The 13,249-nt window shown below is 42.3% G+C and carries 13 protein-coding genes; 5 read left to right on the top strand and 8 right to left on the bottom strand.

The features are described from left to right. Positions 1-304 precede the first annotated feature (304 nt). Positions 305-1,258: a glycosyltransferase family 2 protein gene (locus RRG12_RS08630; RefSeq protein ID WP_176727123.1), complete on the top strand. Its 954-nt coding sequence runs from the start codon at positions 305-307 to the stop codon at positions 1,256-1,258. Positions 1,259-1,511: 253 nt separating this feature from the next. Continuing rightward, a complete protein-coding gene (locus RRG12_RS08625; protein WP_420758983.1) occupies positions 1,512-2,390 on the top strand; it encodes a class I SAM-dependent methyltransferase in 879 nt (292 codons plus the stop codon). Positions 2,391-2,556: 166 nt separating this feature from the next. On the opposite strand, the gene recG is transcribed toward RRG12_RS08625, so the two are convergent. From recG to RRG12_RS08595, 6 genes are all read right to left on the bottom strand, one after another. Continuing rightward, complete coding sequence (recG, locus tag RRG12_RS08620) at positions 2,557-5,043, bottom strand: ATP-dependent DNA helicase RecG (protein WP_069072898.1); 2,487 nt, start codon at positions 5,041-5,043, stop codon at positions 2,557-2,559. A gap of 87 nt (positions 5,044-5,130) precedes the next feature. Then, positions 5,131-5,940, bottom strand: coding sequence for a hypothetical protein (locus RRG12_RS08615; RefSeq protein ID WP_069072897.1), 810 nt, complete (start codon positions 5,938-5,940; stop codon positions 5,131-5,133). Between the two features lie 267 nt (positions 5,941-6,207). Beyond that, on the bottom strand, positions 6,208-7,152 hold the full coding sequence (tsf, locus tag RRG12_RS08610; RefSeq protein WP_069072896.1) for a translation elongation factor Ts: 945 nt from the start codon (positions 7,150-7,152) through the stop codon (positions 6,208-6,210). Positions 7,153-7,383: 231 nt separating this feature from the next. Continuing rightward, positions 7,384-8,178, bottom strand: a complete 795-nt coding sequence (gene rpsB, locus RRG12_RS08605; protein WP_069072917.1) for a 30S ribosomal protein S2 — start codon at positions 8,176-8,178, stop codon at positions 7,384-7,386. A 213-nt stretch (positions 8,179-8,391) separates the two neighbouring features. Further along, entirely contained in the window at positions 8,392-8,559 is a 168-nt protein-coding gene (locus RRG12_RS08600) for a hypothetical protein (protein ID WP_176727122.1), read from the bottom strand. Between the two features lie 464 nt (positions 8,560-9,023). After that, positions 9,024-9,938 carry a helix-turn-helix domain-containing protein gene (locus RRG12_RS08595; RefSeq protein WP_420758982.1) on the bottom strand — a complete coding sequence of 305 codons (915 nt, stop codon included), beginning with the start codon at positions 9,936-9,938 and terminating at the stop codon, positions 9,024-9,026. A gap of 270 nt (positions 9,939-10,208) precedes the next feature. On the opposite strand from RRG12_RS08595, the gene RRG12_RS08590 reads away from it, so the two are divergent. Next, positions 10,209-10,715, top strand: coding sequence for an MAPEG family protein (locus RRG12_RS08590; protein ID WP_289799075.1), 507 nt, complete (start codon positions 10,209-10,211; stop codon positions 10,713-10,715). Between the two features lie 30 nt (positions 10,716-10,745). After that, complete coding sequence (locus tag RRG12_RS08585) at positions 10,746-11,456, top strand: DUF4336 domain-containing protein (protein WP_069072893.1); 711 nt, start codon at positions 10,746-10,748, stop codon at positions 11,454-11,456. Between the two features lie 86 nt (positions 11,457-11,542). Here RRG12_RS08585 and RRG12_RS08580 read toward each other — a convergent pair whose 3' ends face one another. Together RRG12_RS08580 and RRG12_RS08575 are read right to left on the bottom strand one after the other, a co-directional pair. Further along, positions 11,543-12,262, bottom strand: a complete 720-nt coding sequence (locus tag RRG12_RS08580) for a Uma2 family endonuclease (protein ID WP_420758981.1) — start codon at positions 12,260-12,262, stop codon at positions 11,543-11,545. Positions 12,263-12,448: 186 nt separating this feature from the next. Further along, positions 12,449-12,928 carry a M15 family metallopeptidase gene (locus RRG12_RS08575; RefSeq protein ID WP_420758980.1) on the bottom strand — a complete coding sequence of 160 codons (480 nt, stop codon included), beginning with the start codon at positions 12,926-12,928 and terminating at the stop codon, positions 12,449-12,451. A gap of 40 nt (positions 12,929-12,968) precedes the next feature. Between RRG12_RS08575 and RRG12_RS08570 the strand changes: the two genes are divergently transcribed. After that, the gene (locus RRG12_RS08570) at positions 12,969-13,226 is read left to right on the top strand and encodes a hypothetical protein (RefSeq protein WP_420758979.1); all 258 of its coding nucleotides are present in this window, start codon (positions 12,969-12,971) and stop codon (positions 13,224-13,226) included. The last annotated feature ends 23 nt before the right edge of the window (positions 13,227-13,249 follow it).

Genomic DNA, 13,249 nt, shown 5'->3' with positions numbered 1-13,249 from the left:
ACATACCACACGCACTCTTTAACATGGTTTAAATTAGTCCGATGAAAGACAAAGTTTTTCCGCCCACAATGGACGAGATATGTACCAAAATCTAGTGACCAATGACTAATTAACTTTGAATTACTTGGTTTTTATGAATTAATATAATTAATTGATTGGTTGGCTCAGTGCATAATAATTAAGATGAGGTTATACATTGATTAACTAAAAATTATCAACCCCTTGCTATTTCCTTAACTCAAATTAGGTAAGGAACAGTGTCAGCGCCTCATCTGTCCTATCCTGGAGATGGATAAATAGTGTTGTGGGTGAGACTGTGTTTTTCAGCGTTGTGATACCGACTTATAATCGCCAACCGATTTTAGAAAAGTGCCTCCGCGCCTTGGAGGTGCAGGATTTGAGTCAGCCAAGTTCGGTTACTGATTACGAGATTGTCTTGGTGGATGATGGTTCTACTGATGGCACATTGGAGTGGTTGGCAGCACACAAAGAGGAGTTTCCTCATGTGCGCTGGTTTCAACAAGATCATGCTGGGCCAGCTGCGGCTCGGAATTTGGGAGTAGAACAGGCACTAGGAGACACAATTATCTTTATTGATAGTGATTTAGTGGTGCTGAAGAATTTCCTGCAAGCTCATGGTAACGCGCTAGTGGAGGGGAAAGATAAATTAGGGAGCGATCGCTTTTTCACTTACGGTGCAGTTATTAATACTTGCAATTTCAACAATCCAACGGCTGAACCCTACAAAGTCACAGATTTTTCAGCAGCCTTTTTTGCTACGGGAAATGTAGCGATTCCTAAGTATTGGCTAGAGACTGCCGGACTTTTTGATACAACCTTTCAACTCTATGGCTGGGAAGATTTAGAATTGGGTGTGCGGCTAAAAAAACTAGGTTTGACACTAATTAAATGTCCCGAAGCCGTTGGCTATCACTGGCATCCAGCATTTAACTTAGAGCAAATTCCCCGATTAATTGACCAAGAAATTCAACGCGGACGCATGGGAGTTTTGTTTTATCAAAAACATCCCACATGGGAAGTGCGAATGATGATTCAAATGACTTGGCTGCATCGTTTACTTTGGGGAATTTTGTCACTCAATGGCGCACTGAATGAACGGACAATGGCGCCATTTTTGCAATGGCTAATTAATTTAGGTAAACCACAATTAGCTTTAGAAATTGCTCGAATTTTCCTCAACTGGTACAACGTGAAGGGTGTTTATCAAGCCTATGCTGAAATGCAGCAAGCATCGTGATTTAAACACCTTTGGAAAGTATTACCATGTAATCAAACTGTTAAAAGTTTGTTGGTCATGTCGCGCATCTCAACTCAATACCTGACTCTCTGATAGTGAACAGATGTAGGATGTCGGGTTTTAAGAGTTAAGCGACATAGGGTAAAAAACTTCGACTTTAAGGCATTTAGCGCCAGATTAACTTGCAAGCGATAGAGTCAAGTAATTTTCGGGAAACATATTAACAGACGACTCGTTACACTTGACCTGAAAAATGAAAAATCATCGCCACTGTAAACTTCCAGAGAATTGGGATAACCATGAACAATGGAATCAGTATTGGGCTAATCAATCGGATGCGCTCCCCCTGCCTCAAGTTTGGTCAGCCTGGCACAATGAACCTGAATTGAGATTTCTAGACTTCGTGAGAAATCAATCACAACGCAAGGTTTGGTTTGCAGGTTGTGGAATCAGTTTTGCACCTATTTTTTATGCCTATGCAGGTTGTAATGTGCTTGCTAGTGATGTCTCTGTTGCGGCGATCGATTTTTTGCGACAGGTCAATCAGCAGGGGATAACATCTTTAGTTTCCAATGTTGAAGAAATAAATGCTGACCTTAAATTGGAACAATTGGAACAGATCCAAGCAACTAATCTGCGTTTTCTAGTTCATGATTTTCGTGAGCCATTGGATGAATACGACTTTGATGTAATACTCAACATTAAAGCTTATCAAGGTCTTCCTACAACCAGTATGAAGCAAGCTGCAACTACCTTTTATAACGCTCTTAAAACAGGTGGTTATGCTATCTTCGATACTCAAAATGTTCAAGGAGATTACCGCAATCAAATTGAAGATTCATTGCTTGATGTAGGTTTCTATATCCCGTTTCACAAAAGTGAACGTTGGCATAGAGAGCAATTGAACTCAACAGGAATTGTTTATGTAATGGTGCTTGGTGGCCCCGTAATTCCTCAATGGGGGCAATATGGTGATGATGATTGGAATACTAGAGCATCTCAAGACCAAGAAATTCTGTATTCACTTCACAGTGAATATCAAAAGCAACGGGAACAAGAGTCAAAAGAGGTTCAGGAAATATTAAAAGGCAAGCAGACGAAAATAGCCCATGTTGTCTACAACACTGGTTGAAGCTCCGACTGGGCAATAGAGATGCACAGCACTGGTTCTCATAACTCTTGCTTTGGCTCGTTTGCGGCAACTACAGTAAGAACCTCTAGGGGACTTCCAAGGAATAAATTAGTTTTAAAAGTTAGGAATGCATAGTCAGTTTCTCTCTTAAACTAACTCAAATATGTTAAGTCAAAATTGCCCCACCCATCAACCGCTCATACCGATACTTTAACTCTTGTTTCATCAAATACCAGCGCTCTAAAGTTGCATCCATCTCGATTATTTTTTCCGCTGCTTGCCGTGCTAAAAGTAAAACTTCCTCATCTTCCACCAAACTCGCTAAAGTAAAATCTGGCACTCCAGATTGACGAGTTCCCAGTACTTGTCCTGGACCACGAAAACGCATATCCATCTCGGAAATGAAAAAACCATCCTGAGATTGTTCCAACACCTTCAACCGTTGTTGAGCATCAGGACTTCTGGAACTGCTCATTAACAGACAGTAAGACTGAGCCGCACCACGACCGACACGCCCCCGTAGTTGGTGTAGTTGTGATAAGCCAAACCGCTCTGCATTTTCAATGAGCATAACTGTAGCATTAGGTACGTCTACTCCTACCTCAACAACGGTAGTCGAAACCAAAATTTGCGTTTGGTTATCACGAAATTTAGTAATCGCTTCATCCTTATCGGCTGAACTCATGCGACCGTGCAGCAGCCCCACTTGAAAATCGGGAAAAACGCTTTCTTGTAGCTTTTGATGCTCATCAGTGGCCGATCGCAAATCTAATTTTTCTGACTCTTCTACCAAGGGCAAAACCACATAAACCTGTCTACCTTGGACAATTTCTCGGCGGATGAGGTCGTAAGCATGGTTGCGTTGCTGACCTGATAGCACTGTTGTCTGAATCTTTTGTCGTCCTGGTGGTAACTCATCAATTTGGCTTACATCCAAATCCCCGTGTATCGTCAGTGCTAAGGTTCGGGGAATCGGGGTAGCTGTCATAGTTAACACATGAGGTTGATTGCCTTTTTGCTGCAAACGTGCCCGTTGTTCTACCCCAAAGCGATGCTGTTCATCTATCACTACTAACCCTAATTGCTGAAAGTTTACAGGGTCTTGAATCAAGGCATGGGTTCCTACTAATAGAGGTAATTCACCGGTGCTTAACTGAGAATGTATCTGTCTTCGTTTAGCAGTTTTGGTGGAACCTGTCAGTAATTCCACTGGCAAATGCAGCAGATTAAACCAACCAACTAACTTGCGATAATGTTGTTCTGCCAAAACTTCTGTGGGAGCCATCAGCGCCGCTTGGTAGCCAGATTGAATTGCTGCGAGGATAGCCAGTACAGCGACAACTGTTTTACCAGAACCGACATCGCCTTGCACCAAACGATTCATTGGTACAGGTTTTTGCAAATCGTTGAGAATATCGTTGAGGACTCGTTGTTGTGCGCCAGTTAGTTGAAAAGGCAGTATTTCGTGAAATTTCTCTACAAGTTGACCGCGTGGGACAAGGATGGCGCTGGTTTGAATCGCTCTTGCTTGCTGCTGACGTTGCAGTAACCCAAGTTGCAGGTAGAAAAATTCATCAAAGACTAGGCGACGACGGGCAACTTGCAGAGCGGCGCTATCGCTGGGAAAATGGATATTAGCGATCGCATCTTTTAATTCCATCAAACCATACTTTTGCCGTAAACCACTTGGCAGAGGGTCTTTCAGGTTAGCAGCAGCGGGTAAAGCAGCAATTACCGCCTGTCGCACTGTATTCGCCACCACGCCCTCAGTCAGTCCATAAATTGGCACTACCCGCCCAATATTCAGCGACTCAATCGAATCTCCGGGATTTGCCAAAACCTCTAGTTCTGGATTATCCAGTGTCAAGCCATATTTACTTTCTTTCACCAACCCACACGCCGCCAGAATGCTACCTACTGGATAACGGCGTTTTAAACTTTCTTGCCAAGCGCGACTGCTAAAGCGTGTACCTGCGTAAAAACGACCAATTTTGATTTGACCGCTGTTATCTTTGACTATCAGTTCTAAAATTGATAATTTCTGATTTTTAGGGCTAGTAAAGCAGTTGCAACGTTTCACTGTAGCGACTATTGTCACTGTCTCACCCGCCTGTAACTCGCGTATATTCACCTGACGCGCGTAATCAATGTGGTCACGAGGATAGTAGAAAAGCAAATCGCGGACAGTGTGTAAACCGAGCCGTGCCAAATTATCAGCTTTTTTAAAGCCTATTTCTGGTAAATCACTGAGTTTTTGCTCAATTTTCGGTGCAAGTCTCCGACTCACCTCAGTAAAAATTGGAGATTTTGGATTTTGGATTTTAGCTTGATAAGTTTTGCCCTGCTCCCCTGCTCCCCTGCTCCCCTGCTTCCCCTCTTCCTCTTGCTGTAGTTGTGAGAGATACTTACGAGTTTCTGCTACTAAGTGTTGTCTTTCTTCCAGTGCCAGATGTGGATAACTAGCAAATTGCACCGCTAATCCTTGCCAACGGCGGCGTTCAGTTTGGGGTAAGCCTGTTGGGAATTTGCCCAAAGTCAGACTCAGAAATTCACTGAAGCGATATTCTCTACCCATCAAGTCTGTAAAGCCCCGTTCAGCCTCTATTGCCAAGGCTTTCTGCAATCGTATCCAATCTGGTTTTTCATTAGTCATTGGTTATTAGTCATTGGTCATTGGTCATTTGACTCTGGACAAAGGACATAGACGCCTTAGCGGCTTCCCGCAGGGTAGGACAAATGACTAATCCTCAAACCAACTAGCACGCCATGCAGCTTCCGCTTCTGCGATCGCCTTTTCTCGATGTTTCTTTTGATACTCTCGTCCTAGCTTGTTTAGCTGAACTAGAATACTGCGGATTTGCCTGCGCTCAGAGGAGAGTGTCACATCAGCAAATTCAATTTCCCCTAGTCGCAGGTTAATAGCCATAATTTGCGTCAGACCAGAATCTTCTGACTGCTGCTCATTTTCAATTTCAATTACTAAGTTTAATAAGTTGGGTGGCCCTGGCATTACCTCACCAGATGCTTCTGATGCCGCTGCTGCCGCTGCTGCTAAAATCGGCTCTGGTAATTTTTTGGGTAATACCCCAGATTTTTGTAATAAAAGATTAGCATCATGGGAAATTTTTTTCAGTATTTCTTGCGTAACCTCTTCTAAGTTCTGTTGCCATTTTGCTAGTTCTATAGGATTCGAGGTATCTGGAGACAAGGGGGACAAGGAGGAATTTAGTTCCTCATCTGCCTCATCTGCCTCATCTCCAACTGCTTCTTCACCTTTAATATAAGTGAGCAATTGTTCAGCTGCCAGTTGACCCAAGCTGCGGACGGCTTGTTGCAATTGTTGCCGCTGATTCAATGACAAATGCAAAAAGTTTTCGGGATACCCTTGGGTACAGAGGTGGTAACTCGCGAGAATCAACTGTTTTCGTAGAGCTAGTCCCAAGGTGGCTAGATAACTAGCATAGGCGGTTTTTAGTTCTACTGCGATCGCCCGAATCGCTTCTTTAAGTGCTGCAATATCCCGTTCAATTCGCTCGATTGCTCTTGCCATATCTTTTCGTTCTTGCCCATGTGAACTATTACATAGTACAAATGTACGAATTTATTTTAGAATAACTTTCCAAAGGATTTTAGATTTTAAATTAAATGCAATATTTCGCATATCTACTAAAAAAACACAGGCCAGGCTATTTGCTTGACCTGTTTTGTAAAGAGTCATTAGTCTTTTGTCCTTTGTCCTTTGTCCTTGGTAAAGATTAATGACCAATGACCAATGATCAATGACCAATGACTAATGACTAATGACCAATAACTAATATTACTTACTGCCAATTTGTGCAGCAACTTCATCAGCAAAGCTCATTTCTTGCTTTTCAATGCCCTCGCCCAGTATATAGCGGACAAAACGGGTTACTTGAATCTCTTCGCCTAATTGAGCCTTCGCTTGCTTCAAGAGGTCTTCCACAGAAATACTCTGATCGCGAATGTAAGGCTGATCGAGCAAAGTCAATTCTTTCAGGCGTTTTTCAATCCGTCCCTGAACAATCTTTTCTTTGATGTTTTCAGGCTTGTTCGCCAAATCATCCTTGCCCATTTCAATGTCTTTTTCTTTTTGGGCAATTTCAGCGGGAATTTGGTCTACGCTCACATACTCGACATTGGGGCAAGCCGCAACTTGCATTGCAGTGTTCCGTGCCAAGGTTTGGAACTCTGAATTAGTAGCCGCTGACTCAGTTTGGGAACCCAGTTCTACCAATACACCAACTCTACCGCCAGTGTGAATGTAGCTGTCTACTACACCTTGTGTGCCTTCTGCTATTGCAAAATTAACAAAGCGGCGCACTTGGATGTTTTCACCAAGAGTAGCAATGGTTTGCTTGATGGATTCTTCTACAGTCGCACTTTCATTCTCAATATAGGGTTGAGCTAACAAAGACTCAACACTATCAGCTGTCGCTGCTTGCTTTGCTAGATTCTTAACTAAAGCTTTAAAAGCCTCGTTACGAGCCACAAAGTCGGTTTGGCAGTTGACTTCTATGAGTACACCCACCCGACCACCGGGTTGAATGTAAGTGTCTACTAGACCTTCTGCCGCAATGCGATCGCTTTTTGCTCCCGCCTTGGAGATGCCTTTTTTCCGTAGCCAGTCTGCGGCTTCTTCTACGTTGCCTTCAGTCTCTATCAGCGCCTTTTTGCAGTCCATCATGCCAGCACCAGTTTTTTGGCGTAGCTCTTGGACGAGTTTTGCAGATATTTCCGCCATGTTGCCTCAATTCCTAACTTGACCTTGAGTTGTAATCACTCACCTAATTTAGTACTGAGTGCTGAGTTTTGAGTGCTGAGTTTTGAGTGTTCAGTTATCAATTTTATTCTTCATTGACAAATCACAACTTCAAAAATCAAGACTCAGCACTATCCAATTTGCTGAGTCTTTCTATCTTACTCAGCACTCAGCACTCTTCACGGGCTAAACGCCCCGCTTCCGCTAACAGGACTATTCCTCTGTTTCTTCGTCGGGAATTACCGCGTCAGTATATTCGGTTTCTTCGTAGTCATCGTCATACTCACCACCGTCGTAATCTTCGTCATACTCTTCAGCATCTAGCTGACCGTGACGACCTTCATAAATGGCATCCGCCAATTTTCCAACTATTAGCTTGATTGACCTGATCGCATCGTCGTTAGCCGGGATGGGGATATCTACTACATCCGGGTCACAGTTTGTATCCAACATGGACACAATGGGAATATTCAGCTTTTGGCATTCTTGAACTGCGTTATATTCCCGCCGTTGGTCTACAATCACCACGATATCGGGTACTTTCCGCATTGTTTTAATGCCACCCAAGTATTTCTGAAGCTTCGTCATTTCCCGACGTAGCATTGATGCTTCTTTTTTGGGCAATAAATCTAGTGCGCCAGTTTCTTCACGGCGTTCTAAATCTTTCAGACGATCTACCCGTGTTTTGATGGTTGCCCAATTAGTCAACATTCCACCCAACCAGCGTTGGTTAATGTAGTGGGAACCGCAACGGCTGGCTTCTTGGGCAATAATTCCAGCTGCTTGGCGTTTAGTGCCAACGAAAAGAAACTTCTTCCCTTGTTCTGCGTGCGATCGCATGTAGTTGTAAGCATTGTCCATCAACTGGGCAGTTTGCACCAAGTCGATAATATGCACACCATTGCGGGAAGTATAAATGTAAGGAGACATTTTTGGGTTCCAACGCCGGGTCTGATGCCCAAAGTGAACCCCTGACTCCATCATTTGAGCCAATGAAACTACTGGCATATATTTTTCAACTCCGATTCGGGTTAAACCTCCATCCAAGTGCATTTCCCAACTGGGAAACACCCGAATTCTTAGATGTGCGAGATTAGTTAACCATACTAGGTTAGCATATTCCGAAGAGTTGTAGTTGCTTGACCGAGTGAGGGCAAAAAAAGAGCGCTACCCACTCAACAATTGGGAAGCGCTATGTTGCATTAAACCCAAAATACCTATCTACTGGCGATCTTCTTGATCTTTGGGTTTGGGTTTTTGCCGCCGTTGTTCTACCTGCTCGTCGATAGTTTCTCTCATTTTGCGATCGGCAGCGTCCATCGCAGAATACTTAAAGCGGTTGACTATACCACTGAACAAGTTGCCAAAAAATCTTTCAATTTCTTGCATAATTTGATACCTCAGTATTTGAAGGTAAATTCTTGACTCTACATCGGTCTTGGACTTTCTAGTGGAAGTAGGAAATAAAACGCTAACCTGTCCTTGAAGTATCTATTAGTCTCTTAGCGTCTCTGGGTGCTTAAAAGGCTGGCGGTTTATTTATCCTTTGATTCAGTTTTGCTTACAAATGACTGTATAAAACAGTCTGATCAATTAAATCAGTATTGTTGAGACTTACTAGGTTGAAACGCGCTGGAGATTTATCTATTGTATTCTCTCTAAGGTAATAAATATAGCAAAGATGCAGGTAACAAATTGTTTACTTGGCATTGGGTTGAGATATAACCAAAAACCTGGAATATGATCTGGAAAGGCTTGATTTTCTGTTGTGAAAAATTCAGATATAGCAAGTTTTCAAACCCAGACAGGATAAAGTTTTTCAGACTGTCTTGCAGAAAACTACACATAAGGTTTTATGTATGGTCTAAAATACTACTCATTTCTTGCTGGTAACGCTTGGGAGTTGTGCGTAGCATTCGTTGAAACACAGATGTCATGTGACTTTGGTTGCCAAATCCCGCTTCTGCGGCTACTTGCGCCAGCGATCGCTTTTGGTTTTGTAACAGTTGTTGGGCAAGTTCCAGCCGACACCGGAGGACATATTGATAAGGCGACAGTCCAGTTGTGACTTTAAATGCTCGTGCGAAATGGTAGGGACTGAATCCTACTATGGCAGCAATCTGTTTCAGGTTAAGTTCCTGGGATAGATGCGCTCTGATGTATTCCAAGGCAGACTTTAACAAATTTGGGTCTAAAAACTCTGGTGGACGTTTGAGCCGTCCAGATAGATTTGAACGTCGGTGAATAATCTGTGCCAACACCGCCGTCGCAACTGATTCTAAGTAAAATGCACCACCAGTTTGTCCATTATAAAAAAACTCTTGTATAGCGATCGCAGCACTCAAACCCCAATGAGTCTTAGGAATTTGCCCTGGCTGTAATTCAATTTTCTGTCCCTCTGCTTCCACTTTGACTATCCGCTCTAGAAAAGATTGGGAATATCCAAACACCACAAAACAAGAAGCATCTTCCACCGAACTATAAGTACTGCCTTGAGGCACAATATCAAAACCTCCTGGTAGCGCTTGGTAAGGTTGCAATCGATCGGTATTGAAGGCAGCAATCCCACGAGTTTCCCCAAAACTTGTGACTACAAGGTTAAGTGGTGAGCGAATATTGACTTCTAAATGTCCTGGCGGAATGATTGCTACCATCAACTCTGATGTTTCTAACCAGTGTCCCCATTGGGGTAGAGCTTCTAGTGGGGGCTGATCAAGGGGAATTTTACATTCTGGGGGATTGAACAAAAACTCTTTTAGCAGATTCATGGGCAGAGACAATCAAGTATTAACAGCAATTTGAAGAAGAATGCAAAATCCAGAATTAATTTGGTGGGGGACTTAAACCCCTTTATTCATAAGCCACTCACACAGAATTAAATTCTGAATTCTGGCTCCTGACTCCTGAATTCTGTTTGTTAAATACTTCAACCCGATTGTCTCAAAAAGTAGATTTCGATATTCCGCAAGAATTGAAAAGACAGTAACAATTGCAGGCAAGTATTTTCAAAGTTAGGATTTTGATTCGAGTGATTGTCAATGCCTGTTCTGATTCCTATTTCAACCTTCTTTATCGGCTGTCATGGGCTACTTGCTCTGGGTTTATCCTATCGAGTGGCAATGGAGCGCACCCGTACTCGGATTTGGCATGGTGCATCTTTATCTGAGGTTGCCTCACAGCCCAATTACTTAGATCATCCGAATACTTGGGCAGAGTTTGTGGAAAAAATAACACAACAATCTATTGTCACGAAAAACATGGAAGATGGGGTGTTACAGCGTACTATCCGAGCGCATGGGAACTTTACAGAATACGTACCCCTTAGCCTCATGTTCCTAATTGCCCTAGAGTGGATGCAAGCTCTTAACGGACTGTTGTGGATGCTAGGTACTCTATTGACAGTAGCTCGGATTGCCCATGCCTGGGGATTAATACAGACTTATGGCCCATCACCGGGCAGGGCGATCGGTTTTTTCGGAACTTGGCTAGTTTATATCGTCGGCAGTCTGGCTTGTCTTTACTACAGCGTGCAGCAATTTTTATAGTCCAGCGACGGTTCTAACTCAAAAATTATAATGCTTAAAGCAATTGATACTGACCTTTGGGTTGCTGAACAACCCCTAAAATATTTTGGCTTGGAAGTAGGGACGAGGATGACTGTGATTCGTCTAACCAGTGGTAAATTAATGGTGATATCACCTATTGGCATAGATGACGCAACTATCAATGAGCTAAATCAATTGGGAGAAGTTATTTACATCGTCGCCCCCAACTTGTATCATCATCTATTTGTTGCTGACTTCAAGCTGTGCTATCCTCGTGCCAAACTATGGGTAGTATCTGGTCTAGAGCGGAAACGACCAGATTTGCAAATCGACCAGATTATTAGCGATCGCACTATTCACCTGATTGATGGGGTTGAATATTTATTAGTACAAGGCTTTAACACACTGGATACTAGTGGATTTTCACCACTCAATGAATGCGTCTTTTTTCATGTCAAAAGCCGGACTTTGATTGTCACTGATACAGTTTTCCATTTTGATGATCAATGTTCGCCAAGCACAAGGTTAGTAGCTAAACTTCTAGGTGGTTACAACCAACTTCGTCCATCGTTATTGGAGAAATTTGCAACTCAGGATAAAGTCAAAGTTAAATGGTCAATTCAACAGCTTCTCACTTGGGATTTTGAACGAGTAATCATGGCGCATGGCAGCATAATTGAACAAAATGGTAAATCTCAGTTTAAAGCTGGTTATGAGTGGTTTTTAGAAACTCCTTTGTAGTGATACTTTACTCACATAAAATATATAATTCTGTTTTTGAACTTTACACCAAAATAAAATTAGTCTTTTCAAAAAAGCCGCACTCGTTACTGAATAGTATCGGGGTCTACATTGAGCGATCGCAACCTCGCCTTTAACTGTTCTATTTGCAATTCTGCCTGTTCTGCTCGTTGGCGTTCCTGTTCTAACAGTTCTTCTGCTTGCTGTCTTGCTAAAACTTCCTGTCGTAAAGCCTGTGCCAGTTCACCAGGAATCAGTAATTTTTCCCCTGTATCCTCTCGATAAAACCCAATTAGCCTTTCCTCAACCACCAAGCGTAGTTGTAATGGTTCACTGCGTCCATCCTCTATAGGTTCGTAGATTTCTCCCCGCAAGCGATAGCCACGTAACTGTTGTTCCACCCACTCGCTTTTAGGGTCAAATAGCCAGTATTCCTTGACACCTAGCTGCTCATAGAGGGTCTTTTTGAAGATTTCGTCTTGTCCCTTAGTACCAAAGGATGTCATTTCAAAAATAACTGTCGGTACTTGACCCTCTTCCCAGATTTTATAGTTGTCCCGACCGCCGGGTGTAACATCAAAAATCACCATCACATCTGGCGCTACCCGCAACTTGGGAAAGCCCTGTGCATAGTAAAGAAATTGATTTGCCAAGACTGTTGCCTGACGATTTGCCAAATACTGTTTCAGGACTTCTAAGGTAGTTAGTAAAGCATAAAGGTGGTCGTAGGTTTCTGCCACTGGTTGACCATCAGCACTGGGATAGAAAATTTCTGATTCGACACTAACAGGTAAAGTAGCCGTCATGGTTGTAAAATCAGCGCTACAAAATTATTGTAAAGCAAGTCGGTTCTCCCTAATTTGGAATGTGCAAGCTTTTCAAAATATAAATAGATACTTGCAAAGTACTTAAGTGTTAATTAAATAAAAATAACCATAGCTCATAAAAATAATTTTGAGCTACCAATTTAGTAATTTTTAAATTGACATTATTTATGATTTATTTCTTGCATTAGCAAATATTGCTGCTGCATCTTGTGAACCTACATATCGCCAGTGCCAAGGCTCAAAACTTACTCCTTGGCCATTGTTAGAAGGAAAAGACATTTCAAAGCCAAATTCTTTAGCGTATCGAGTCAGCCAGCGATAAGCATCTGTATTTTCAAATGCAAAAGTAATATCCTGTTTGGGAGATTTACCATCTGTTAAATCTATAGCAAAGCCTGTGTGATGTTCGCTATGTCCAGGAGGAGCGCTGATTTTTGCTGCTTCTTTTGCAGAACCGTGACGCTTAATTTGGTTTTGAAATAATTTTTCTTGTTGCTGTACGCTGCGAAAACCTGAAACAGGGATTATCCAAACACCTGCATCTCTTGCTGCGTAAATCATCTTCATGAATGCTTGACAAGCTTCTGGATTTAGAAACTCAAATCTTTGTTCTGTTCCGCTAGCATAGCTACCTACGATCATCATTTGCTTTGGATCAGCTTGTGCATAGGGAAAATGTCCATAGATGATTTTACCAGTTATGGATTGTTGCTTAACTGGTGATAAGCTATCTATAGCTATTGGTGTGGAATTAGTCGTAATAGCTACAGTTGGTAGGACAGGTGGAATTGAGTTTGATTTAGAAGTAACTATACTAGATGGAATTGGATTTGTAGTAGCTTTAACAGAAGGAGTTGTGACTGACATTCGTATCAGTAATGCACCACAAATTACCACACTAAATGAAACTATTGTAGCTATTCCAAACAAACGTACAAAATAAGGAAATCTTTTCAAGAATGTCAT

The organism is Nostoc sp. CALU 546, assembly GCF_048836525.1.
Note: the sequence above shows the minus strand (reverse complement) of the source record. Positions and strands in the feature narration are given on the sequence as shown.

Excerpts from the sequence above, each read along its gene's own strand:
- RRG12_RS08625 (WP_420758983.1), top strand. The coding sequence starts at position 1,512 with ATGAAAAATCATCGCCACTGTAAACTTCCAGAGAATTGGGATAACCAT.
- recG (WP_069072898.1), bottom strand. The coding sequence starts at position 5,043 with ATGACTAATGAAAAACCAGATTGGATACGATTGCAGAAAGCCTTGGCA.
- RRG12_RS08615 (WP_069072897.1), bottom strand. The coding sequence starts at position 5,940 with ATGGCAAGAGCAATCGAGCGAATTGAACGGGATATTGCAGCACTTAAA.
- tsf (WP_069072896.1), bottom strand. The coding sequence starts at position 7,152 with ATGGCGGAAATATCTGCAAAACTCGTCCAAGAGCTACGCCAAAAAACT.
- rpsB (WP_069072917.1), bottom strand. The coding sequence starts at position 8,178 with ATGCCAGTAGTTTCATTGGCTCAAATGATGGAGTCAGGGGTTCACTTT.
- RRG12_RS08600 (WP_176727122.1), bottom strand. The coding sequence starts at position 8,559 with ATGCAAGAAATTGAAAGATTTTTTGGCAACTTGTTCAGTGGTATAGTC.
- RRG12_RS08595 (WP_420758982.1), bottom strand. The coding sequence starts at position 9,938 with ATGAATCTGCTAAAAGAGTTTTTGTTCAATCCCCCAGAATGTAAAATT.
- RRG12_RS08590 (WP_289799075.1), top strand. The coding sequence starts at position 10,209 with ATGCCTGTTCTGATTCCTATTTCAACCTTCTTTATCGGCTGTCATGGG.
- RRG12_RS08585 (WP_069072893.1), top strand. The coding sequence starts at position 10,746 with ATGCTTAAAGCAATTGATACTGACCTTTGGGTTGCTGAACAACCCCTA.
- RRG12_RS08580 (WP_420758981.1), bottom strand. The coding sequence starts at position 12,262 with ATGACGGCTACTTTACCTGTTAGTGTCGAATCAGAAATTTTCTATCCC.
- RRG12_RS08575 (WP_420758980.1), bottom strand. The coding sequence starts at position 12,928 with ATGATGATCGTAGGTAGCTATGCTAGCGGAACAGAACAAAGATTTGAG.
- RRG12_RS08570 (WP_420758979.1), top strand. The coding sequence starts at position 12,969 with ATGATTTTACCAGTTATGGATTGTTGCTTAACTGGTGATAAGCTATCT.